21 protein-coding genes are annotated in these 23445 nt (G+C 58.9%); 13 read left to right on the top strand and 8 right to left on the bottom strand.

Features of this window, described 5'->3' with window-relative positions; all coding sequences use genetic code 11:
• Positions 1-125: 125 nt before the first annotated feature.
• From SSARUM_RS23785 to dsbA, 3 genes are all read left to right on the top strand, one after another.
• Positions 126-395 (top strand): YihD family protein, encoded by a 270-nt coding sequence (locus SSARUM_RS23785; protein ID WP_033638631.1) that lies wholly within the window; start codon positions 126-128, stop codon positions 393-395.
• Between the two features lie 98 nt (positions 396-493).
• Complete coding sequence (locus SSARUM_RS23780) at positions 494-1480, top strand: serine/threonine protein kinase (RefSeq protein WP_033649754.1); 987 nt, start codon at positions 494-496, stop codon at positions 1478-1480.
• 29 nt (positions 1481-1509) lie between these two features.
• Complete coding sequence (gene dsbA / locus SSARUM_RS23775; RefSeq protein ID WP_004931264.1) at positions 1510-2133, top strand: thiol:disulfide interchange protein DsbA; 624 nt, start codon at positions 1510-1512, stop codon at positions 2131-2133.
• Positions 2134-2180: 47 nt separating this feature from the next.
• Here dsbA and SSARUM_RS23770 read toward each other — a convergent pair whose 3' ends face one another.
• Complete coding sequence (locus SSARUM_RS23770) at positions 2181-3077, bottom strand: acyltransferase (protein WP_033636498.1); 897 nt, start codon at positions 3075-3077, stop codon at positions 2181-2183.
• A gap of 497 nt (positions 3078-3574) precedes the next feature.
• Between SSARUM_RS23770 and polA the strand changes: the two genes are divergently transcribed.
• Together polA and spfP are read left to right on the top strand one after the other, a co-directional pair.
• Positions 3575-6376, top strand: coding sequence for a DNA polymerase I (polA, locus tag SSARUM_RS23765; protein ID WP_060431283.1), 2802 nt, complete (start codon positions 3575-3577; stop codon positions 6374-6376).
• A 191-nt stretch (positions 6377-6567) separates the two neighbouring features.
• A complete protein-coding gene (gene spfP / locus SSARUM_RS24685) occupies positions 6568-6615 on the top strand; it encodes a small protein SpfP (RefSeq protein WP_071892919.1) in 48 nt (15 codons plus the stop codon).
• A gap of 278 nt (positions 6616-6893) precedes the next feature.
• On the opposite strand, the gene yihA is transcribed toward spfP, so the two are convergent.
• Positions 6894-7538 (bottom strand): ribosome biogenesis GTP-binding protein YihA/YsxC, encoded by a 645-nt coding sequence (gene yihA, locus SSARUM_RS23760; RefSeq protein ID WP_019452177.1) that lies wholly within the window; start codon positions 7536-7538, stop codon positions 6894-6896.
• A 505-nt stretch (positions 7539-8043) separates the two neighbouring features.
• Here yihA and SSARUM_RS23755 point away from each other — a divergent pair.
• The 3 genes from SSARUM_RS23755 to hemN all read left to right on the top strand — a co-directional run bounded on the left by SSARUM_RS23755 (position 8044) and on the right by hemN (position 10368).
• Positions 8044-8247: a hypothetical protein gene (locus SSARUM_RS23755; protein ID WP_223182053.1), complete on the top strand. Its 204-nt coding sequence runs from the start codon at positions 8044-8046 to the stop codon at positions 8245-8247.
• A gap of 25 nt (positions 8248-8272) precedes the next feature.
• Entirely contained in the window at positions 8273-8812 is a 540-nt protein-coding gene (gene yihI / locus SSARUM_RS23750) for a Der GTPase-activating protein YihI (RefSeq protein WP_071883854.1), read from the top strand.
• Positions 8813-8994: 182 nt separating this feature from the next.
• Positions 8995-10368, top strand: coding sequence for an oxygen-independent coproporphyrinogen III oxidase (gene hemN, locus SSARUM_RS23745; RefSeq protein WP_048322033.1), 1374 nt, complete (start codon positions 8995-8997; stop codon positions 10366-10368).
• A 34-nt stretch (positions 10369-10402) separates the two neighbouring features.
• Here hemN and SSARUM_RS23740 read toward each other — a convergent pair whose 3' ends face one another.
• The 4 genes from SSARUM_RS23740 to glnA all read right to left on the bottom strand — a co-directional run bounded on the left by SSARUM_RS23740 (position 10403) and on the right by glnA (position 14712).
• Positions 10403-10525, bottom strand: coding sequence for a YshB family small membrane protein (locus SSARUM_RS23740; RefSeq protein ID WP_015379453.1), 123 nt, complete (start codon positions 10523-10525; stop codon positions 10403-10405).
• A 113-nt stretch (positions 10526-10638) separates the two neighbouring features.
• Positions 10639-12051 (bottom strand): nitrogen regulation protein NR(I), encoded by a 1413-nt coding sequence (glnG, locus tag SSARUM_RS23735; protein ID WP_015379452.1) that lies wholly within the window; start codon positions 12049-12051, stop codon positions 10639-10641.
• 8 nt (positions 12052-12059) lie between these two features.
• Complete coding sequence (glnL, locus tag SSARUM_RS23730; protein WP_004931246.1) at positions 12060-13109, bottom strand: nitrogen regulation protein NR(II); 1050 nt, start codon at positions 13107-13109, stop codon at positions 12060-12062.
• Between the two features lie 193 nt (positions 13110-13302).
• Positions 13303-14712: a glutamate--ammonia ligase gene (gene glnA, locus SSARUM_RS23725; protein WP_004931244.1), complete on the bottom strand. Its 1410-nt coding sequence runs from the start codon at positions 14710-14712 to the stop codon at positions 13303-13305.
• Between the two features lie 370 nt (positions 14713-15082).
• Between glnA and typA the strand changes: the two genes are divergently transcribed.
• From typA to fabY, 5 genes are all read left to right on the top strand, one after another.
• Complete coding sequence (gene typA, locus SSARUM_RS23720; protein ID WP_004931243.1) at positions 15083-16906, top strand: ribosome-dependent GTPase TypA; 1824 nt, start codon at positions 15083-15085, stop codon at positions 16904-16906.
• Positions 16907-17072: 166 nt separating this feature from the next.
• On the top strand, positions 17073-17663 hold the full coding sequence (gene yihX, locus SSARUM_RS23715) for a glucose-1-phosphatase (RefSeq protein WP_060431281.1): 591 nt from the start codon (positions 17073-17075) through the stop codon (positions 17661-17663).
• Positions 17664-17714: 51 nt separating this feature from the next.
• Entirely contained in the window at positions 17715-18608 is an 894-nt protein-coding gene (locus tag SSARUM_RS23710; protein WP_060388464.1) for a virulence factor BrkB family protein, read from the top strand.
• Complete coding sequence (gene dtd / locus SSARUM_RS23705) at positions 18605-19042, top strand: D-aminoacyl-tRNA deacylase (RefSeq protein WP_060426996.1); 438 nt, start codon at positions 18605-18607, stop codon at positions 19040-19042. The genes SSARUM_RS23710 and dtd overlap by 4 nt, the downstream gene beginning before the upstream one ends.
• Positions 19043-19063: 21 nt before the next feature.
• Entirely contained in the window at positions 19064-20011 is a 948-nt protein-coding gene (fabY, locus tag SSARUM_RS23700) for a fatty acid biosynthesis protein FabY (RefSeq protein WP_033636491.1), read from the top strand.
• Between the two features lie 36 nt (positions 20012-20047).
• On the opposite strand, the gene SSARUM_RS23695 is transcribed toward fabY, so the two are convergent.
• Positions 20048-21709 (bottom strand): AsmA family protein, encoded by a 1662-nt coding sequence (locus tag SSARUM_RS23695; RefSeq protein WP_033649748.1) that lies wholly within the window; start codon positions 21707-21709, stop codon positions 20048-20050.
• A 128-nt stretch (positions 21710-21837) separates the two neighbouring features.
• Positions 21838-23238: a nucleobase:cation symporter-2 family protein gene (locus SSARUM_RS23690; protein ID WP_019452186.1), complete on the bottom strand. Its 1401-nt coding sequence runs from the start codon at positions 23236-23238 to the stop codon at positions 21838-21840.
• Between the last annotated feature and the right edge of the window lie 207 nt (positions 23239-23445).

The raw sequence follows: 23445 nt of genomic DNA, 5'->3' as shown, positions 1-23445 counted from the left end.
GCGCTGATTGTAGCGCTAAAGCCAGCGCGACATCAGGATTTACCTTTATTGACAAGCCGGTTCTTTCACTGCGTGGGTAAGCCTGTTACTTTGTGAGTTTATTCATGCTATTGGACGATATTGAGATGAAAACGCATCGCGTAAACGAGTTGATCGAGCTGTTGCACCCGGCCTGGCAGGAAGATCCCGATCTCAATTTGATGCAGTTTTTGCAAAAGCTGGCACAGGAAGCGGGCTTCCAGGGCGAGTTGTCCGAACTGAGCGACGACATTCTTATTTACCATCTGAAAATGCGCGGCAGCGCCGGCACGGATCAGATCCCGGGCCTGAAGAAAGATTACGAAGAAGATTTTAAAACGGCGCTGTTGCGCGCTCGCGGCGTTATCAAGGACTGATCCTCGCGCGGTGCGAGAAAGCATAGCTCGTGAAAGGCGCCATTAATGCTACTATTTCTCATTCCCGGCACCGTGCTGTCAGCGATCAAACGAACGTTATGAATAACTCTGCTTTTAATTTCGACACCCTGTCGCCCGATTTGATTATGGACGCGCTAGAAGGGGTTGGCCTGCGCGTCGATTCCGGCCTGACGGCGCTGAACAGCTATGAGAACCGCGTCTATCAGTTTATGGACGAAGATCGCCGGCGCTACGTGGTGAAGTTTTACCGCCCGGAGCGCTGGAGCGCCGCGCAGATCGGTGAGGAGCACCAGTTCGCTCTGGATCTGGCGAAGGCGGAGATCCCGGCAGTAGCGCCGTTGGCGTTGCAAGGCGCTACGCTGCATACGCACGCTGGGTTCTTCTTTACCCTGTTCCCCAGCGTGGGCGGGCGGCAGTACGAGATAGACAACCTGGATCAGTTGGAATGGGTGGGTCGTTTCTTGGGGCGTATTCATCAGGTCGGTGGTGAGCGTTTGTTCGCCGAGCGGCCGACGATGGGGGTTGAAGAGTATCTCACCGCCCCGCGTCAGGTGTTGGCCGATTGCGAGCTGTTGCCGGCAGCGCAGCGTGAGGGGTTCCTGCAGGCGACGGATAACCTGATCGCGGCGATCAAGCCGCACTGGCATCTGAACTGGCAGCCGCGCCGTTTACACGGTGATTGCCATCCGGGCAATATTCTGTGGCGCGACGGCCCGCTGTTCGTCGATCTTGATGACGCACGTAATGGCCCGGCGGTGCAGGACTTGTGGATGCTGCTGCACGGCGAACGCCGCGATCAACTGATGCAGCTGGACGTCTTGCTGGAGGCGTACGGTGAATTTGCCGAGTTCGATCAGCGCGAGTTGGCGTTGATCGAGCCGCTGCGGGCCATGCGCATGGTGTATTACCTGGCCTGGGTCGCCCGCCGTTGGCAGGATCCGGCCTTCCCTAAGAGTTTTCCGTGGATGGCGGAGTCTGATTTCTGGTTGTCTCAGACTGCGGCCTTCACCGAACAGGTTAAGCTGTTGCAGGAGCCCCCTCTGCAGCTGACGCCAATGTATTGAAGCTTTAACACAATGGAGAGTTTAGTCTTATGAAAAAAATATGGTTGGCGCTCGTTGGCATGGTGATGGCCTTCAGTGCCTCGGCGGCACAGTTTAGCGATGGTGCTCAGTACGTGACCCTGGACAAGCCGGTGACCGGTGAGCCTCAGGTGCTGGAGTTCTTCTCCTTCTACTGCCCGCACTGCTACCAGTTCGAGCAGGTCTATCACGTGTCCGAGAACGTGAAGAAGGCGCTGCCTGCCGGCACCAAAATGACCAAGTACCACGTTGAGTTCCTGGGGCCGCTGGGCAAACAGCTGACTCAGGCATGGGCGGTCGCGATGGCGCTGGGTGTGGAAGACAAAGTAAGCCCGTTGATGTTTGAAGCGGTGCAGAAAACCCAGACCGTGCAAACGCCGGACGATATCCGTAACGTCTTCGTGAAAGCGGGCGTGACCGCCGCTGATTATGACGCGGCCTGGAACAGTTTCGTGGTGAAATCTCTGGTGGTTCAACAGGAGAAAGCCGCGGAAGATCTGCAGCTGCGCGGTGTGCCGGCGGTATTCGTGAACGGCAAATACATGGTTAAAAACGATGGCCTGGACACCAGCTCGATGGACGCTTACGTGAAGCAGTTCGCCGACGTGGTTAAATTCCTCAGCCAGCAGAAATAAGCCAGATTCAACATGAAAAACGCCGGCGTTCGTTGCCGGCGTTTTTTTTATCCGTATTGCCGCTTCAATTTATCCAGCAGCCGGTCTTTTTCCTGCCACAGCGTATTCAGCCACAGTTGGAAACGCCGCTTGAACTGCTTGTCGTTGAAATAGTCCCCGTGCAGGGTTTCATCGATCGGTAGCGTCTCTATTCTTACCACGATGCGCGTCAAACGACCGCACAGCATATCCAGAAAAGGCCGTTGGTTATTTTCCGGATAGAGCAGGGTGACGTTCAACACTTTGTCGAACTGATTGCCCAGCGCGCTAAGGGTAAACGCGATGCCGGCGGCTTTGGGCGCCAGCAAATTGCGATACGGCGAATTGCTTTTAATTTTCTTGGCTTCGGTGAAGCGCGAACCTTCGACGAAATTGACGATGGTGGTTGGACGTTGACGGAATTTTTCGCAGGAACGGCGCGTGGTTTCGATATCCTTGCCGCGCTTCTCCGGATGCTTGAGCAAATAGGCGCGGGAGTAACGCTTCATGAATGGCATATCCAGCGCCCAGCAGGCCAGGCCGACAAAAGGCACCCAGGCGAGCTGTTGCTTGAGGAAATACTTATTCATTGGAATATGATTTCTGAACAGCACGCACAACACGACAATGTCTGACCAGCTTTCGTGGTTGCTGATCAGCAGATACCAGTTTTTGCGATCCAGCCCTTCCAGCCCTTCAATATCCCAACGCAATTGCCCGTTAATGCGCAATAACAGCGCCAGCCCCTGACACCAACACCACATCATGAAATCGGCGAAAGCAGAGATATATCGCCAGACGGCGGGAATGGGCACCAGGAGTTTCACGATGCCGGCCAGCGTGATGGGGATAGAACACAACACCGTCACCAGAATGGTGAGTATGACGGAAATGATAAAAATAACAGGCGTTAACAATCTTGGCATGGTTATGGGCTGACGGTTGTTGGGAACATCGTTGCATGCCGAAGCGCATGAACAAAAGCCTATTTTAACAGAGAATGTCGGGGTAAAGCGCCGCTAAAAATCACTGTTTTTGGCCTCCCCGGATAACCATTTGCCGAGTTTTTGTGCAACTTGTCCAGCTTGTGCTAAGGTAATTGAGGCGCCGAATTTGATTAATAGTGCGATTAAAATCCGGCGAAAGTTATATCCACAAATTCAATAAAAGCCAGTAATAAAGCGTCGCCGGAATTCGTTCTTTTAACGCGGTGATTTAAATAGGAATTTTATTCGCCGTTATAACGATAATCACAACGTTATAATTCGGTCTCTTTTCTATGCACAAAGTTATCCACAGGTAAGATCTTGCGGATCCTCGCGCACAATCTCATCATTTTCGTCCGCAATGCACGCTAAGGTTCGTCTCCGGCGGCCAGCTATGGCATGCTTACCCCTATGTCCGATCACGATAAAGAAACGCTATGGCCCAGATTGCAGAAAACCCACTAATCCTGGTTGACGGTTCCTCCTACCTCTACCGCGCTTATCACGCCTTCCCGCCGCTGACCAACTCGGCGGGTGAGCCGACCGGCGCGATGTACGGCGTGCTGAATATGCTGCGCAGCCTGCTGCTGCAGTATCAACCGAGCCACGTTGCCGTGGTGTTTGATGCCAAAGGGAAGACCTTCCGCGATGATCTCTTCGCCGAATACAAATCGCACCGGCCACCGATGCCGGACGATCTGCGTGCGCAGATCGAGCCGCTGCATAACATGGTCAAGGCGATGGGCCTGCCGCTGCTGGTGACGCCCGGCGTTGAGGCGGACGACGTTATCGGTACGCTGGCGCTGGAGGCCGAAAAAGCTGGCCACGCGGTGCTGATCAGCACCGGCGACAAAGACATGGCGCAGTTGGTGACGCCGAACGTCACCCTGATCAACACCATGAACAACACCATCCTCGGCCCGCAGGAAGTGTGCGACAAGTACGGTATTCCGCCGGAGCTGATCATCGACTTCCTGGCGCTGATGGGCGATTCATCGGACAACATTCCCGGCGTGCCGGGCGTGGGTGAGAAAACCGCTCAGGCGTTGCTGCAGGGTATCGGCGGGCTGGATGCGCTGTATGGCAATCTGGAGAATATCGCCACGCTGAGCTTCCGCGGCGCCAAAACCATGGCGGCCAAGCTGGAGCAGAACAAAGAGGTCGCGTACCTCTCCTATAAGCTGGCGACGATCAAAACCGACGTTGAGCTGGATCTGACCTGCGCGGATCTGACGGTCTCTGCACCGGATGTCGATACGCTGCAGCAGCTGTTCAAACAGTACGAATTCAAACGCTGGCTGGCGGACGTGGAAGCCGGCGTATGGCTGGAAAACAAGAAAGGCGCGGGAGCGAAAGCTGCCGGCGGCGCCAAACCGGCCGCCGCCGCCGCGGAAGCGCCGAAGGCGCTGGCGGAGGCCAAGCTGTCCCAGGACGGTTATGTCACCATTCTGGATGAAGCGACCTTTACCGACTGGCTGGCGCGGCTGAAAAAGGCCGACGTGTTTGCCTTCGATACCGAAACCGACGGTCTGGATACCCTGACCGCCAACCTGATCGGCCTGTCCTTCGCGATCGCGCCGGGCGAGGCGGCTTATTTGCCGGTGGCGCACGATTATCTGGACGCACCGCCACAGCTGGACCGCGCCTACGTGCTGGAAGCGCTCAAGCCGCTGCTGGAGGACGATAAGGCGCTGAAGGTCGGGCAAAACCTGAAGTTCGACATGAGCCTGCTGGCGCGCTACGGCATTGAGATGCGCGGCATCGCCTACGACACCATGCTGGAGTCCTATGTGCTGGACAGCGTCGGCGGCCGTCACGATATGGACAGCCTAGCCGATCGTTATCTGAGCCATAAAACCATCACCTTCGAAGAGATCGCCGGCAAGGGCAAAAACCAGCTGACGTTCAATCAGATCGCGCTGGAGCAGGCGGCGTCTTACGCCGCCGAAGACGCCGATGTCACGCTGCAGTTGCACCTGGCGATGTGGCCGCAGTTGAAACAGAGCGCAGAGCTGCTGACGGTGTTCAACGAGATTGAAATGCCGCTGCTGCCGGTGCTGTCGCATATCGAACGCACCGGGGTGCTGATCGATCCGGCCATTTTGTCGGCCCACTCCCAGGAGCTGGCCAAGCGTCTGGCTGAGCTGGAGGCGCAGGCCCACGAGCTGGCGGAAGAGCCGTTCAACCTGGCGTCGACCAAGCAGCTGCAGGCTATCTTGTACGAGAAACAAAAGTTGCCGGTGCTGAAGAAAACCCCGGGCGGTGCGCCTTCTACCAACGAAGAAGTGCTGGCCGAGCTGGCGCTGGATTACCCGCTGCCGAAGGTGATCCTGGAATACCGCGGCCTAGCGAAGCTGAAGACCACCTATACCGACAAGCTGCCGCTGATGATTAACCCGGCCAGCGGCCGGGTACACACCTCGTACCATCAGGCGGTGACTGCGACCGGCCGTCTCTCCTCGAGCGATCCGAACCTGCAGAACATCCCGGTGCGCAACGAAGAAGGGCGGCGCATCCGCCAGGCTTTCATCGCGCCGGAAGGCTACCGCATCGTCGCGGCCGACTACTCGCAGATCGAGCTGCGCATCATGGCGCATCTGTCACAGGATGAAGGGCTGCTGAAGGCCTTCGCCGAAGGGAAAGACATTCACCGCGCCACGGCGTCGGAAGTCTTCGGCGTGCCGTTGGATAAAGTGACCGGCGAACAGCGCCGCAGCGCCAAGGCGATTAACTTTGGCCTGATTTACGGCATGAGCGCCTTCGGCCTGGCGCGCCAGTTGGGGATCCCGCGTGGGGAAGCCCAGCGCTATATGGATCTGTACTTCGAGCGTTACCCGGGCGTGCTGGACTACATGGAGCGCACCCGTCAACAGGCTTCCGAACAGGGCTATGTCAGCACGCTGGACGGGCGCCGCCTGTACCTGCCGGACGTCCGCTCCAGCAACGCCATGCGCCGCAAGGCGGCCGAGCGCGCCGCCATCAACGCCCCGATGCAGGGCACCGCGGCCGATATCATCAAGCGTGCGATGATCGAGGTCGACGCCTGGCTGCAAGGGCAGGAGAAGCCGTTGGTGCGCGCAATCATGCAGGTGCACGATGAATTGGTATTTGAGGTGCATGAGTCGGTGATCGAAGAAGCCAGCCAACGCATCCGTCAATTGATGGAAGGCAGCATGACCCTGGCGGTGCCGCTGAAGGTCGACGTGGGCGTCGGCATGAACTGGGATGAGGCGCACTGATTACCGGGTTATCGCCGGATGCGCTAACTGGCGATAACCTAAGCACTTTTCGTAATTAAGCTACAAGATGCGGCGATAGTTTCCCCAACTTCGCCGTTCTTGCGCCGCAAATTGTGTAAGTAAACTACAAAAAATTCTTTTGCCCTGCGAAAAAATAAGGTAGAGTTACAGGCGTAGGGTACAGAGGTAAGATGTTCTATCTTTCAGACCTTTTACTTCACGTAATCGGATTTGGCTGAATATTTAGCCGCCCCAGTCAGTATTGACTGGGGCGTTTTTTATTGTAAAAACAGCAGCAAACCATACGTTTTTCCTATCGCTCCGCACCGCTTTTCGTTCCTGCTTTCCTCCTTTCGACTCGCGTAATCCGGCGAGATAAGCCAGCCCTGGCGATAAGTTTTTATGATGGCTTTATTTCAGAACTGTAATTAGATAACAAAAAATCCCGCCTGCGGCTGAACTGCGGGTATAAAAAAGCCGATGCGGCGAGGCATCGGCTCTGGCGTTCGGCCTGGGCTTATTCGCCGGCTTCGTCTTCCGGCAGCACTTCCGGTGGGATCTCGTTAAACCAGGTGTCCAGCTTCTGGCGCAGCTTGTCGACGCCGATCTTCTTCAGCGACGAGAAGGCTTCAACCTGGATATCCCCCATAAACGGCAGCACCGCTTCACGCACCATATTGAGCTGCGCCTTGCGTGCGCCGGAGGCCAGCTTGTCGGCCTTGGTCAGCAGCACCAGCACCGGCGTGCCGACGTCGACCGCCCACTGGATCATCTGCTGGTCGAGATCTTTCAGCGGATGGCGAATATCCATCAGCACCACCAGGCCTTTCAGGCTGTTGCGCATCTGCAGGTATTCGCCCAGCGCGCGCTGCCATTTGCGCTTCATCTCTTCCGGCACTTCGGCGTAGCCGTAACCCGGCAGGTCGACCAGGCGGATGCCGTCTTCCACTTCGAACAGGTTGATCAGCTGGGTGCGCCCCGGCGTCTTACTGGTGCGCGCCAGGCTTTTTTGGTTGGTCAGCGTATTCAGCGCGCTGGATTTCCCGGCGTTGGAACGGCCGGCAAAGGCGACTTCAATTCCTGCATCCCCCGGCAGATGGCGAATATCGGGTGCGCTGGTGACGAAATGGGTCACATGATAGTTGTAGTTCTTGCTGGTCAAAATTTTTCGTCTCCGTGAGGATGGCTAACTGGTTGGCGATTATAACTGCATCAGCGGTAAAAATGGCGTGTTTCTCGGTTTTTAAGCGGCGGGACGCGATAAAACGACAGTTATGCCGCGCGTACGTTGTGAGACATTTGCCATTCGAATCGCGGGTAATGTCGCTTTATTCGAAAGTGATGTTTCTGTTTTTATTTTAAAAACAATATGTTGTTTTTTCGTTGTAGGGAAATGTCGTCCAAATCGGCGTCAGGTGCCTTGAGCCTTGGCAACAATAACGTAAAGTAGTCGTTAACGCAGGGTTGCGCAGGATTAAGGAACATCCGGGAAGGATGACAAATCTCAGGGAATGCACAGGGCGTGCAATGAGTGCCAGGATGAACGCAACAGGAAGTGACCCTTTCGCACCGGAACAGGCGGCAGGCACATCGGATGGTGAAGTATTGGCAGTTTGGATGCCGGCAGGAAGCGCGCTCGGGAAGAGCGGATGCGAATGGATTGCGCCATGGACGATTTTTCTTTCAGGATGAAGGACGTAGTGGCAGGGAATGCGGTTATAGCAGAAGGAAAAACCGGGATGTTGCATGTGCGCAAGGAGCGCGTAACAGGAATACCCTTCGCAAGAAGGTGCGAAATAGGCGGCAGGTTTAACCTGCCGCCTTTTTTCTTTGTCCGCTTTCTGCTAGATTCCGCCGCAATTCTATACTGAATCTACATACCTAAGAGCACACGCTATGAACCAGCCATCAAAAGCACCTCGCGGCAGCGCGGCGAAGTCAAAAACGAAAAAGAAAAGCCGTATGGAGCTCGATCAGGAAGCGCGCGAGCGCAAACGCCTGAAAAAGCGCCGCGGCCACGCTTCCGGTTCGCGCACCCAGGTCGAGTCCGGCAGCCAGAAGAACAAATCGGCGGCGGAAGCCAAAGATCCGCGTATCGGCAGTAAAGTGCCGGTAGCGCTGGTGGTCGACGAAACCAAAGTAAAGGCCAAACCGCAGCCGAAGCCAAAGGCCGAAGCGAAACCGCGCCTGTCGCCGGAAGAAGAGCTGGCGAAGCTGGAAAATGACGAACGCCTGAACGCGCTGCTGGATCGCATCGACGATGGCGAAACGCTGAACGCGGAAGAGCAGACCTATGTCGACAAAACGTTGGATCGCATCGATGTGCTGATGGACGTGTTGGGCATCGAACTGGGTGAAGACGACGACGAAGAAGAAGAGAAGCAGGAAGATATTCTGAAGCTGCTGAAAGGCGGCAACCCGAAAGACGCTTTTTAACACGCTATGTGGCTAATCCCGGCAATAGCCCTACTCTTGATGTGTTATCTGCTGTGGTTATTCGGTAAACTATGGCGGCTGTCTAAGCGCAAAGCGCGTTTTCGCAGCGCTTCCGTGGCCAGACAGCGCAGACAACCGCCTCTCTCCAGGCCCGGTAGAAAAAGATATCGGAAGGAGTGAGCATGTCAGAGCAGACGATTGTCTGGGATTTGGCCCTGATCCAAAAATATAACTACTCAGGGCCGCGTTATACTTCATACCCCACGGCGCTGGAGTTTAACCAGCGCTACGACGAAGCGGCGTTTCAACGCGCCGCTGCGCGTTACCCTGAGCGGCCGCTGTCGCTGTATGTGCATATCCCTTTCTGTCATAAGCTGTGTTACTTCTGCGGCTGCAACAAGCTGGTGACGCGCCAGACCCACAAGGCCGACGAGTACCTGAACGTTTTGGCGCAAGAGATCGCCAGCCGTGCGCCGCTGTTCGCCGGCCGCAAGGTCGGCCAGATGCACTGGGGCGGCGGTACGCCGACCTACCTGGATAAAGCGCAAATCAGCCGGTTGGTGGCGTTGCTGCGCGAACACTTTGATTTCCTGCCCGATGCGGAGATGTCGATCGAGGTCGATCCGCGCGAGATAGAGCTGGATGTGCTCGATCATTTACGCGTCGAAGGCTTTAACCGTCTGAGCATGGGGGTGCAGGATTTCAACAAGCAGGTGCAGCAGTTGGTCAACCGCGAGCAGGACGAAGCCTTTATCTTCGCCCTGATTGAGCGGGCCAAAGCGCTGGGCTTCCGCTCGACCAATATCGATCTGATCTACGGCCTGCCGAAACAGACGCCGGAAAGCTTCGCTTTCACGCTGCAGCGGGTGGCTGAATTGAATCCCGATCGCCTCAGCGTGTTCAACTACGCGCATATGCCGAACTTGTTCGCCGCCCAGCGCAAAATCAAAGACGCCGATCTGCCCAGCGCCCAGCAGAAGCTGGATATCCTGCAACAGAGCATCGCTTTCCTGACCGGCGCCGGCTATCAGTTCATCGGCATGGATCACTTTGCGCGCCCGGACGACGAGCTGGCAATCGCCCAACGCGAAGGCAAGCTGCACCGCAATTTCCAGGGCTATACTACCCAGGGCGACAGCGATCTGCTGGGGTTGGGCGTGTCGGCCATCAGCATGCTCGGCGACAGCTATGCGCAGAACCAGAAAGAGCTGAAGCATTACTATGAGAGCGTACCGGCGCAGGGCAACGCCCTGTGGCGCGGGCTGGCGCTGACGGACGACGATTGCCTGCGGCGCGATCTGATCAAAACCCTGATCTGCAATTTCCGGTTGGCGTATCAGCCGCTCGAACGGCATTACGGCATCGATTTCACCGCTTACTTCGCCGAAGACCTGCAGCTGCTGGCGCCGTTTGAACGCGATGGGCTGGTGGAGCGCGACGAGCAGGGCATTCGCGTCACGCCGCGCGGGCGCTTGCTGATCCGCAATATCTGCATGTGTTTCGATCGCTATCTGCGGCAACAGGCGCGCAGCCAGCAGTTCTCTCGGGTGATCTGAGGATGAAAAAACAGCCGCTGATGCGGCTGTTTTTTTAACTGAAGAAGTTAATCAGCGCGGCGCACAATACCGCGGCAACCGCCGCCTGCGGGGTGTGGCTGGCGGCGGAGCCCAGCTCCGCGCCCTGAGAAATGAATACGATGAATGAGTCCAGCATCGTCAACCTCCAGAGTGTGCGACACGATCATACTGCGCCCGCACCGGCTGTAAAGCCTGCGGTTGGCGTTTTTTTGTGCGCCGGACGGTGTTTTTCATCATCCATCCCCGTTCCTATTCCATACCCAGCTCTTTGAGCTTGCGGGTCAGGGTATTGCGCCCCCAGCCCAGCAGGCGCGCGGCTTCCTGTTTGTGCCCTTGGGTGTGGCGCAGCGCGGTGGTGAGCAGCGTGCGCTCCATTTCCGGCTGTGCTTCCGACAGCAGGTTTTGATGACCGGAACGCAGCGCGCGATCGGCCCACTGCGCCAGCAGCGTGGCCCAGCTGTCCGGCAGACTGTGGCTGGGGCTTTCCGGCGCGGCGGTTTCGAACAGCTCACCCGGCAGATCCTGGATCAGCACTTCCTGCCCGGCGGCCATCACCGTCAGCCAGCGGCAGGTGTTCTCCAGCTGGCGCACGTTGCCCGGCCAGGGCAGGCGGGTCAGCGCGGTTTCGGTTTCCGGGTGCAGGTTCTTGGCCTCGACGCCTAACTCTTTGGCGGCGATCTGCAGGAAGTGGCGCGCCAGCCGCGGGATGTCTTCACGGCGCTCGCGCAGCGGCGGCAGGTGTACGCGAATCACGTTCAGGCGGTGGAACAGATCCTCGCGGAACTTGCCTTCCTGCACCCGAAGCTCCAGATTCTGGTGCGTGGCGGCGATGATGCGCACGTCGACCTTCACCGGCGCATAGCCGCCGACCCGGTAGAACTGGCCGTCCGCCAGTACCCGCAGCAGGCGCGTTTGCACGTCGAGCGGCATATCGCCGATCTCGTCGAGGAACAGCGTGCCGCCGTCGGCCTGTTCAAAACGGCCCTGACGAATTTGGTTCGCGCCGGTGAAGGCGCCTTTCTCGTGGCCGAACAGCTCGGACTCGATCAGATCCTTGGGGATGGCGGCCATGTTCAGGGCGATGAACGGCGACTTGGCGCGCGGGCTGTGGCGGTGCAGCGCATGCGCCACCAGCTCCTTGCCGGTGCCGGATTCACCGTTGATCAACACGCTGATCGACGAACGCGACAGCCGGCCGATGATGCGAAACACGTCCTGCATCGCCGGCGCCTCGCCGATGATGTCCGCCGCCGGATCGCTGGCCGGCTGGCTGCGCACCGGCTGCTGCTGCTCCTGATAATGGCTGATGGCGCGCTCGACCAGCGCCACCGCTTCGTCGATATCGAACGGCTTCGGCAGGTAGTCGAAGGCCCCTTGCTGATAGGCGCTGACGGCGGCGTCCAAATCCGAATGCGCGGTCATGATGATCACCGGCAGCATCGGATGGCGCTGTTTGATCTGTTTGAGCAGCGCCAGGCCGTCTATGCCCGGCATGCGGATATCGGACAGCAGCACGTCGGGGGTTTGCGTGGCCAAGGCTTCCAGCACGTCATTGCCGCCTTCGAAGGTGGCGCAGCTCAGGCCCGCGCCGGTGAGCGCGCGCTCAAGCACCCAGCGGATGGAGCTATCGTCATCGACGATCCAGACTATCCCTCGTTGCATAGCAAACCTCACTGACGAATGGGCAGGTAGACCGAGAATTCGGTATGACCTGGCCAACTGTTGAATTCAATTTTTCCGCAATGCTGATCGATAAGATTGCGGGCGATGGATAATCCCAGGCCGGTACCGCCTTCACGGCCGCTGACCATCGGGTAGAACAGCGTGTCCTGCAGCTGCGCCGGCACGCCGGGGCCGTCGTCTTCGACGTCGATGCGCGCCGCCAGGCGGTAGCGGGTGCCGTGCAGCGTAATCTGAAACGCGGTGCGGGTGCGCAGCGTGATGGTGCCGCCCGCTTCGCCCAGCGCCTGCAGCGCGTTGCGGGTAATGTTCAGCAGCACCTGTTCTATCTGATCCGGGTCGTGGGCCATTTCCGGCAGGCTCGGATCGTAATCGCGCACCAGCGTGACGTTATCCGGCATTTCCAGCGACACCAGCTGGCAGACGCGCTCCGCGACCTGATGGATGCTCTGGGTGATGTGCTGGCCGGGCCGCTGCGGGCCGAGCAGGCGATCCACCAGATTGCGCAGCCGATCGGCCTGCTCGATGATCACCTTGGTGTATTCGGTCAGCGCCGGATCGGGCAGCGCTTTGGCCAGCAGCTGTGCCGCGCCGCGCAGGCCGCCCAGCGGATTTTTAATCTCGTGCGCCAAACCGCGCACCAGATCGCGGGCCGCCACCTGTTGGGCATGCTGCAGCTGTTCCTGGCTCAGGCGGCGCTGATTGTCCATCGGCGCCAGCTCGACCAGAATATAGCCTTCCGGCAGCGCCTGAGCGGTCAGGGAAAGGATATGCGCACGGCCGTCGACCACCAGGGTCACTTCGTTGTCGGTGAAGCCCTGACCGGCGCGCAGGCTTTCACGCATCAAAGAGACGTTCAGCGAAAAATAACCGAGCAAATCGGGCAGCGGCGTGCCGAACAGCTTGCGGGAGCTTTGCGCCAGCAGCTGCTGTGCCGCAGGGTTGGCGTAGTGAACCGCCAGAGAGTCATCCAACAGCAGGATGCTGTTGATGAGTGAATTGAGGATCTGCCCAGCATCGGGCAGCTTGCCAGTTGCCATACAGCAGACTCCTGCACCTTTTTAGTGCATCTATCCTACTCCATCCGGGATCGGCGCGGTATGGAATAGTTTTGCAGAAAATACGGTGGAGAAAAAAACCCATCCGAAGATGGGCTGAAAGTTTCCACGGCAACAAAAAAGCGATAACAAAAATGTGGGCGCCGTCCGCCTGCGCAGACGGCGCGGGTAGGGCTTAGACGCTGTAGTACAGTTCGAACTCAACCGGGTGTGGCGTCATGCGAATGCGGTCCATCTCTTCTTTGCGCAGTTCGATGTAGGCATCGATCGCATCGTCGGTGAACACGCCGCCGCGGGTCAGGAACTCGCGGTCTTCGTTCAGTGCGGCCATCGCCTCGTCCAGCGAGCCGGCCACTTTTGGGATCTCGGCTTCTTCTTCCGGCGGCAGGTCGTACAGGTTTTTGTCCATGGCGTCGCCAGGGTGGATCTTGTTGATGATGCCGTCCAGGCCGGCCATCAGCAGCGCGGCGAAGCACAGGTATGGGTTAGCCGCCGGATCCGGGAAGCGGGCTTCGATGCGGCGCGCTTTCGGGCTGGCGACCACCGGGATGCGGATGGACGCGGAGCGGTTACGGGCGGAGTAAGCCAGCATCACCGGCGCTTCGTAACCCGGCACCAAACGTTTGTACGAGTTGGTGGTCGGGTTGGCCAGGGCGTTGATCGCCTTGGCGTGCTTGATGATGCCGCCGATGTAGAACAGCGCGGTTTCAGACAGGCCGCCGTATTTGTCGCCGGCGAACAGGTTGGTGCCGTTCTTGGACAGCGACATGTGGCAGTGCATGCCGGAACCGTTGTCGCCGAACATAGGCTTCGGCATGAAGGTCGCGGTTTTGCCGAAAGCGTGCGCCACGTTGTGCACCACGTATTTGTAGATCTGAATTTCGTCGGCTTTCTTGGTCATGGTGTTGAAGCGGGTTGCCACTTCGTTCTGACCGGCGGTCGCCACTTCGTGGTGGTGCGCTTCAACCACCAGGCCCATCTCTTCCATGGTCAAGCACATGGTGGAACGCAGATCCTGCGAAGAGTCGACCGGTGGAACCGGGAAGTAACCGCCTTTCACCGCCGGACGGTGGCCTTTGTTGCCGCCGTCGTATTTTGTACCGGAGTTCCAGGCGCCTTCGATGTCGTCGATGGCCACGTGGGAACCGCGGATGCTGCTGCCGAAGCGGATGTCGTCGAACAGGAAGAACTCAGGCTCTGGCCCGAACAGCACGGTATCCGCGATGCCGGAGGAGCGCAGGAAGTCTTCGGCGCGTTTGGAGATGGAGCGCGGGTCGCGATCGTAGCCTTGCATGGTGCCCGGCTCGAGAATGTCGCAGCGAATGATCAGGGTAGGTTCTTCGAAGAACGGATCCAGAACCGCCGTGCTGGCGTCCGGCATCAGCACCATGTCAGATTCGTTGATGCCCTTCCAACCACCGATAGAGGAGCCGTCAAACATTTTGCCTTCTTCGAAGAAGTCGGCGTTTACCTGGTGAGCCGGGATAGTCACGTGCTGTTCCTTACCCTTGGTGTCAGTGAAACGCAGGTCTACGAATTTCACTTCATGCTCATTCAGCATCGTCAAAACGTGTTCAGCGGACATACTTAACTCTCCCGGTTTATCATTGTCGTCGTCGTGGAACGAATCTGTGGAACTGGCTTTTTTTCGCCTTGAAAAGACTAAAGCGAAAAGCGTGCCAACTTTTCAAAAAGGCGTTCATCGCCTTTCTGCGCGGGTTTTACCCAGCCACAGTATGCACCATCAACGATAAATTGCACTGTTATGGTGCAATAAGGGTGGGCGCAGGCACCGAAATGGTGCAAAAGTGCAGCGATTGCGGCTTTTTGCACCGTGAAAGGGATCACAAACTGACCGGTACGCGGTTGTTTATAAGAGATGGTTGTGATCTTGTTTAGTCCCTCGCTTAATACGTGTACAATAGCGCGCTATTTCTAATGCCCGAGGCAAAGCTGTGATCGAAAATTTGCGTAACATCGCCATTATTGCCCACGTTGACCATGGTAAAACCACCCTGGTTGATAAGCTGCTGCAACAATCCGGTACTTTCGGAGAGCGTGCGGAAGCCACCGAACGCGTAATGGACTCCAACGATTTGGAGAAAGAGCGTGGGATTACCATCCTCGCAAAAAACACCGCCATTAATTGGAACGGTTACCGTATCAACATCGTGGATACCCCGGGACACGCCGACTTCGGCGGCGAGGTAGAGCGCGTGATGTCGATGGTTGACTCGGTGCTGCTGGTTGTGGATGCAATGGATGGCCCTATGCCGCAAACCCGCTTCGTGACCAAGAAGGCCTTCGCCAACGGTCTGAAGCCGATCGTGGTCATCAACAAGGTTGACCGTCCTGGCGCGCGCCCTGACTGGGTTGTGGATCAGGTGTTCGACCTGTTCGTGAACCTCGACGCGACCGACGAGCAGCTCGACTTCCCGATCATCTACGCTTCTGCGCTGAACGGCATCGCCGGCGTCGACCACACCGACATGGCGGAAGACATGACCCCGCTGTATCAGGCGATCGTCGACCACGTGTCTGCGCCGCAGGTTGAGCTGGAAGCGCCATTCCAGATGCAGATCTCCCAGTTGGACTACAACAACTACCTGGGTGTTATCGGCATCGGCCGCATCAAGCGCGGTAAAGTGAAGCCGAACCAGCAGGTCACCATCATCGACAGCGAAGGTAAAACTCGCAACGGTAAAGTGGGCAAAGTGCTGGGCCACCTGGGTCTGGAGCGTATCGACAGCACCCTGGCGGAAGCGGGCGACATCATCGCCATCACCGGCCTGGGCGAGCTGAACATCTCCGACACCATCTGCGACACCAACGCCGTAGAAGCGCTGCCGGCGCTGTCCGTCGACGAACCGACCGTCACCATGTTCTTCAACGTCAACACCTCGCCGTTCTGCGGTAAAGAAGGCAAGTACGTGACGTCGCGTCAGATCCTTGACCGTCTGAACAAAGAGCTGGTGCACAACGTAGCGCTGCGCGTTGAAGAAACCGACGATGCGGACGCCTTCCGCGTTTCCGGCCGTGGCGAGCTGCACCTGTCGGTGCTGATCGAAAACATGCGTCGCGAAGGTTTCGAGCTGGCGGTTTCCCGTCCGAAAGTTATCTTCCGCGAAATCGATGGCCGCAAGCAGGAGCCATTCGAGAACGTGACGCTGGATATCGAAGAGCAGCATCAGGGTTCCGTGATGCAGGCGATGGGCGAGCGTAAAGCCGACCTGAAAAACATGGATCCGGACGGTAAGGGCCGCGTGCGTCTCGACTACGTGATCCCAAGCCGCGGTCTGATCGGCTTCCGTAACGAATTCATGACCATGACTTCGGGCACCGGTCTGCTGTACTCCACCTTCAGCCACTACGACGACGTGCGTCCGGGCGAAGTGGGCCAGCGTCAGAACGGCGTGCTGATCTCCAACGGCCAGGGCAAAGCGGTCGCGTTCGCGCTGTTCGGCCTGCAGGATCGCGGCAAGCTGTTCCTGGGCCACGGTGCGGAAGTGTATGAAGGCCAGATCATCGGTATTCACTCGCGTTCCAACGACCTGACCGTAAACTGCCTGACCGGTAAGAAGCTGACCAACATGCGTGCTTCCGGTACTGACGAAGCGACTACCCTGGTTCCGGCCATCAAAATGACCCTGGAGCAAGCTCTGGAGTTCATCGATGACGACGAACTGGTAGAAGTGACGCCAACCTCGATCCGTATCCGTAAGCGTCACCTGACGGAAAACGATCGTAAGCGCGCCAGCCGCGGTCCTAAAGACGCTTAATCGCTGATTGAGTGTCTCATGCTTAGGGCGCGGTTCTCGCGCCCTGAGTTTTTTCCTCTGTTGTTCCCCGTTTGTGCGGCGCGCTATGCGCTTTTCCGTTCGTTCCCTGTTCAGCTGTTCCTTTTCCCGCTACAGTGAAATCTCACCGGCCCATCAGGAGAGGACTATGCTGTATATCTTTGATTTAGGTAATGTGATCGTCGATATCGATTTCAAGCGTGTGCTGGGCGTGTGGAGCAATTTGAGCGGCACGCCGTTGGCGGTGCTGTCCGATCGTTTCACTATGGGTGAGGTGTTCCAGCAGCATGAGCGCGGTGAAATCAGCGACGAAGACTTCGCCGGCAAGCTGTGCGATGAAATGGGCATCGCGCTCAGCTTCGAGCAATTCGCCACCGGCTGGCAGGCGGTATTCGTCGCGCTGCGCCCGGAAGTGATCGACATCATGCAGCGCCTGCGCAACGAGGGCCACCGGGTGGTGGTGCTGTCGAACACCAACCGTCTGCACTGCAACTACTGGCCGCAGCACTATCCTGAAGTGGCCGCCGCCGCCGATCATCTCTATCTGTCGCAAGATCTCGGCATGCGCAAGCCGGAGGCCGAGATCTACCAGCATGTGCTGGCCGCGGAAAACACCGCCGCCGCCGACGCGGTGTTCTTCGACGATCACCCGGCGAACGTCCTCGCCGCGCAGGCGCAGGGGATCAAGACGGTGCACGTCACCGATCGCGACGTGGTGCCGGCCTATTTTGCTCAATGAGCGTAGGGCGCGTTAAGCTTAAGGCGTATCAACGGACATCAAGGAGTGACCATGTCGTTTTTCCGCCGCAAGAAGCTGCCCTCTGCGATTAAGCCCGGCGTCACCTTCGGACGGCTGCTGTACCAGCGTATCGATCACGATGGCCTGACGATGTTGGCGGGCCATCTCGCCTATGTTTCCCTGCTGTCGCTGGTGCCGCTGGTCACTGTGGTGTTCGCGCTGTTCGCCGCTTTCCCGATGTTTTCCGACATCAGCGAACAGCTGAAGAGCTTCATCTTTTCCAATTTCGTGCCGGCCGCCGGCAACGTCATACAGAACTACCTGGAACAGTTCGTCGCCAACTCCAACAAGATGACCGCCGTCGGCACCTGCGGGCTGATCGTCACCGCGCTGCTGTTGATCTCCTCGGTGGACAGCGTGCTGAACACCATCTGGCGCAGCAAGAACAAGCGGCCGATCGTCTTCTCCTTCGCAGTGTACTGGATGGTGCTGACGCTGGGGCCGCTGCTGGTGGGTGCCAGCATGGCCATCAGCTCCTACCTGCTGTCGCTCAACTGGCTAGCGCAGACCGGCGTCAACGGCCTGGTGGATCAGGTACTGCGCATCTTCCCGCTGATTTTGTCGTGCGCTTCCTTCTGGCTGCTGTATTGCATCGTGCCGACGGTGCGGGTGCCGCCCAAAGACGCGCTGATTGGCGCAGTGGTGGCCGGGTTGCTGTTCGAGCTGGGCAAGAAGGGATTCGCGCTGTACGTCACCATGTTCCCCTCCTATCAGCTGATTTACGGCGTGCTGGCGGTGATCCCGATTTTATTCCTGTGGGTCTACTGGAGCTGGTGTATCGTGTTACTCGGCGCGGAAATCACCGTGACCATCGGCGAATACCGCGACTACCGCCGGCAGAAGGCGGAGCAACAGGAACAGAAACCAGAAGGGCAGCAGGAATGATTGCGTTGATTCAACGGGTGTTAAACGCCAGCGTCACGGTGGGTGGCGAGACGGTAGGCAAGATTGGCCCCGGTTTGTTAGTGTTATTGGGCGTGGAGCAGGGCGATAACGAGCAAAAAGCGCAGCGCCTGTGCGAACGCGTGTTGGGATACCGCATTTTCGGCGACGAGAACGACAAGATGAATCTCAACGTCCAGCAGGCCGGGGGCAGCGTGCTGGTCGTTTCGCAGTTCACCCTGGCGGCGGACACCCAAAAGGGCATGCGGCCCAGCTTCTCGCGCGGCGCCGCACCTTTGGTCGCCGATCGGTTGTATCAATATTTTGTTGGCCAGTGCCGCGAACGCGGCGTAGAGATCCAGACCGGCGAATTCGCCGCCGACATGCAGGTGGCGCTGGTCAACGATGGTCCGGTGACATTCTGGCTACAGGTCTAAGCATTCGGAGAACAGGCGTCTATGTATCACCTACGAGTACCCGTAACAGAGCAAGAACTGAAGGAGTATTACCAGTTTCGCTGGGAAATGCTGCGCAAGCCGCTGCACCAGCCGGTGGGTTCGGAAAAGGATGCCTATGACGCCATGGCCCATCACCAAATGGTGGTGGACGAGGCCGGTAAAATCGTCGCCATCGGGCGGCTGTACATCAATGCCGACAACGAGGCGGCGATCCGTTTTCTGGCGGTAGACCCGACGCTGCAGGATAAAGGGCTGGGGACGCTGGTGGCGATGACGCTGGAGTCCGTTGCGCGGCAGGAGGGCGTGAAGCGGGTGGTGTGCAGCGCCCGTGAGGACGCGGTGGACTTCTTCGCCAAGCTGGGGTTCGTCAATCAGGGGGAGATCACTGCGCCGCAGACCACCCCGATCCGCCACTTTTTGATGATCAAACCGGTAGCGACGCTGGACGATATCCTGCATCGCCCCGATTGGTGCGGCCAACTGCAGCAGGCCTGGTATGAACACATCCCGCTGAGCGAAAAGATGGGCGTGCGCATCAGCCAATACACCGGCCAGCGCTTCGTCACCACCATGCCCGAGACCGGCAACCAGAATCCGCACCACACGCTGTTCGCCGGCAGCCTGTTCTCGCTGGCGACGCTGACCGCCTGGGGGCTGATTTGGCTGCTGCTGCGCGAGCGCCACCTCGGCGGCACCATCATTCTGGCGGACGCGCACATTCGCTACAGCAAACCGATTACCGGCAGGCCGCGAGCGGTGGCGGATCTCGGCTCGCTGAGCGGCGATTTGGCGCGTCTGGCGCGCGGCCGCCGCGCGCGCGTGCACGCCGAAGTGCATCTGTTCGGCGACGAGGATAAAGGTGCGGTGTTCGAAGGCACCTACATGGTGCTGCCGGCCGAGCCGGATGTGCCGCTGGATCAGGGCGGCTCTGAGGCGCTGGAAGAGTAAGACGGCGGCCTGCCTGAGGGCGGGCCGCGCAGGGCATTACGGCAGTTGCTGGTTCACCGCTTGGCCGTCGCCGGCGGTGGCCTGCAGATTTCCCTTCAACGAGGCTTTGAACGGCCCGTCGCTGTTCAGCAGCCCTTTCAACTGCAGCTCAAGGTTGCCGTCGCCCGTCAGCGGCACCGGCTGCCATCCCCATTGCTGCAAGGTGTTCATCGGTACCGAACGGCCGTGCAGCGTCAGCTGGAAAGGCTTGCCCGGCAGCTGATCGACGGTCGCTTTGGCCTCAAGCAACCCATTAGGCATAAAGGCGCTGAGCTCGGTGACGTTAATCTGATTGGCGTCGGCGTTCAGCGCCAGCGAAGGGCGCCGCACGTCTATCTTGTTGAAGGTCGCCTCGCTGCCGTTCAGGTTGAGCGATCCGGACCATATGCCCCACTGGCGATCGCGCGCCAGCAGCAGGTTGCTGCCGTAGCCGTCCAGCGCGGTGATCTGGAACGGGAATGCCGGGTTGATATCGATGATCAGATTGCGGTTGGTGGTCAGCTTGGTGACGTACACCTCCGCCAGCCAGTCCGGCAGCGGTTTCAGCCACAGTTCGCGCCAGTCGCTCGGCAGGGTGTACTCCAGCGCCGCCATGGCCACTTCATCCAGCTGCAGGCGTTTGCTGGCGCGCAGCCAGTTGCCGGAGGTGCGCAGCAGCCCGCCTTCCCAGCGGGTGGTGAACTGTTGAATGGCGATGCCGGCGGAGGAGAGCCGCAGGGTGGCGATCGGATCGATCAGGTGGAAGCCGCCGTTGATCACGTCGCTGGCGTTGACGTTGAGCGAGCCGTCTTCGCTGCGCCAGTCGCCTTTTTCGACGCTGACGTTTTGCAGCGACAGATCGAGATCGTTAAACGCCCATGCCTTGCCTTCCAGGCGCGCGTCGATCAGATCGAAACGCTTGAGGGTGACCGGCGGCAGGGTGGTAAAGCGCTGCATGAATTCCGCCAGCGTCAGCGGGGTCTGCATGCGCACGCCGCTCAGCCGCAGGCGATCCACCTGCCAACTGCCGTCGGCGGCGCGGCTGGCCACGCCGGTCAGGTCGCCCTGCGCCAGATCGGCGCCGAAGTTGTTCAACAGCAGCTGGCCCTGCTTCTGCTCCCCCTGCACCAACACCTTCGAGGCGGGGATGCCATTCAGCGTCATCGAACCGGCGCTGAACTGGAACTGGTTGTTGTCCCCCAGCAGATGACCGGCCAGCGGGCGCCACGGCGTGATGCCGGCAGTGACCTGCTGCGCGTTGAGTTGCCACTCGTTATCGTTGGACTGCAACGCCATGTTGCTCAGCTGCAGCACGTCGGCCTGTACAGGCAGCGCCGCCGCCTGCGGCTGCACGTTCAGCGTGCCGTCGCGCAGCGTGACGCTGTGAAAATAGCGCGGCTCGGTGATTTGGCGCAGGCTGAGGCCCAGATCGACGCGTTTGGCGACCAGCGCCTGCGGCTGGCCGTTGCGTGCCAGCTGCACGTCTTCCAGACCGATCTGGTCCGGCTGGCTCCACGAATGGGTGATTTTTCCTATCGACAGGCGGTATTCGCTGTTGTCGCTGATCCAGGCGCTCAGGCGGCCTGCCGCCCAGCGGGTTTGCCCGACCAAGTACAGTACCACTGCCGCCAGCACGATCAGCAGCAGCAACGTCAGCAACAGCTTTCCGATAAATTTCATCGTCTACATCCGCATCGGTCAAAAAAGATACCCTGTTTATGCCGCAATTGGCCGGGCATCTCAAGGGCAATGGTCTGATAGACAATAAAAAACGGCCGCAAGCGGCCGTTTGAACGCCAATGGACGGGTTACTTCTTCTCGTGTTCCTGCGGGAACACCAGGTTCAGCACGATGGCGGTAATACCGCCGGCGGCGATGCCGGAAGAGAGCAGGGTTTTCAGCCAGTCCGGCGCGAACTGCAGGATCAGCGGCTGCTGGGAGACGCCCATGCCGACGGCCAGCGACAGCGCCATGATCATGATGGCGCGGCGGTTCAGACGCTCGCGCGATACGATGCGCACGCCGGAGGCGGCGATGGTGCCGAACATCACGATGGTCGCGCCGCCCAGTACCGGTTCGGGGATGTGCTGCACGAAGCCGGCCACCGCCGGGAACAGCCCCAGCGCGATCAGCATCAGTGCCACCACGAAGCCGACGTAGCGGCTGGCGACGCCGGTCAGTTGGATCACGCCATTGTTCTGGCCGAAGCAGGAGTTGGGGAAGGTGTTGAACACCGCCGACAGCATCGAGTTCAGGCCGTTGGCCAGCACGCCGCCCTTCAGGCGCTTCATGTACAGCGGCCCGCTGACCGGCTGTTCGGAGACGTCGGAGGTGGCGGTGATGTCGCCGATGGTCTCGAGCGAGGTGACCATAAAGATCAGCATCAGCGGCAGCAGCAGGTTCCAGTCGAAGCCCAGGCCGTAATAGAGCGGCGTGGGGATGGTGATCGCCGCCGTGGGGGCCGCCGGCGCATCGGCGGGCAGCATGTCCATCGCCCAGGCCAACAGATAGCCGACCGCCATGGCGATCACCAGCGAAGCCACGCGCAGGTAAGGGTTGCGCTGGCGGTTCAGCAGGATGATTACCGCCAGCACCGCGCCGGCCAGCAGCAGGTTTTTCGGCGAGCCGAAGCTATGATCGTTCATCGCGGCGTAGCCGCCGCCGATCGAGGTCAGGCCGACCTGAATCAGCGACAGGCCGATGATCATCACCACGATGCCGGAAACCAGCGGGGTGATGATGCGGCGCGCCAGATGCAGCACGCGCGACAGCAGAATTTCGGTGCAGGAGGCGACCATCAGGGTACCGAACAGCGCGGCCATCATGGTCGGCACGTCGGCGCCGCCGTTTTTCAGCGCCAGGCCGCCCATGATCAGCGGCGAAACGAAGTTGAAGCTGGTGCCCTGAATCGACAGCAGCCCGGAACCCACCGGCCCCCAGGTTTTGATTTGCAGAATGGAAGCCAGACCGGAGGCGAACAGCGACATGCTGATGATGTGCTGGGTATCCTGTGCCGGCAGACCCAGCGCCTGGCAGATCAGCAGGGCCGGGGTGATCACCGCGACGAACATCGCCAGCAGATGCTGGCCGGCGGCAAACAGCGTTTGCGGCAGCGGCGGGCGATCTTCCAGGCGATAAATCAGTTCACTGGCGCGGGGTTCTGAGGCGGCTTGGCGCGCGGCATCAAGCTCGGAGGATGACATGCTCATGGTGTGGCGTTTCCAGATACGGCAAAGCAGGCATTTTAATGCTCCGTCCCACAAAAGCAAACGGTTGCGCGTAAATATTATGTTGCCGACTTTCCTGTTTATGTCGCATTTTCATTCATTTTTTCTTGTCATCTCAGCGTTTTTTACTTCTAATCCTGCACTCATCAAGTTTAAAAACTCAGTGGTTTTCTATAACTTATTATTTTT

This window comes from Serratia sarumanii (assembly GCF_029962605.1).
Lineage (GTDB): Bacteria > Pseudomonadota > Gammaproteobacteria > Enterobacterales > Enterobacteriaceae > Serratia > Serratia sarumanii.
Note: the sequence above shows the minus strand (reverse complement) of the source record. Positions and strands in the feature narration are given on the sequence as shown.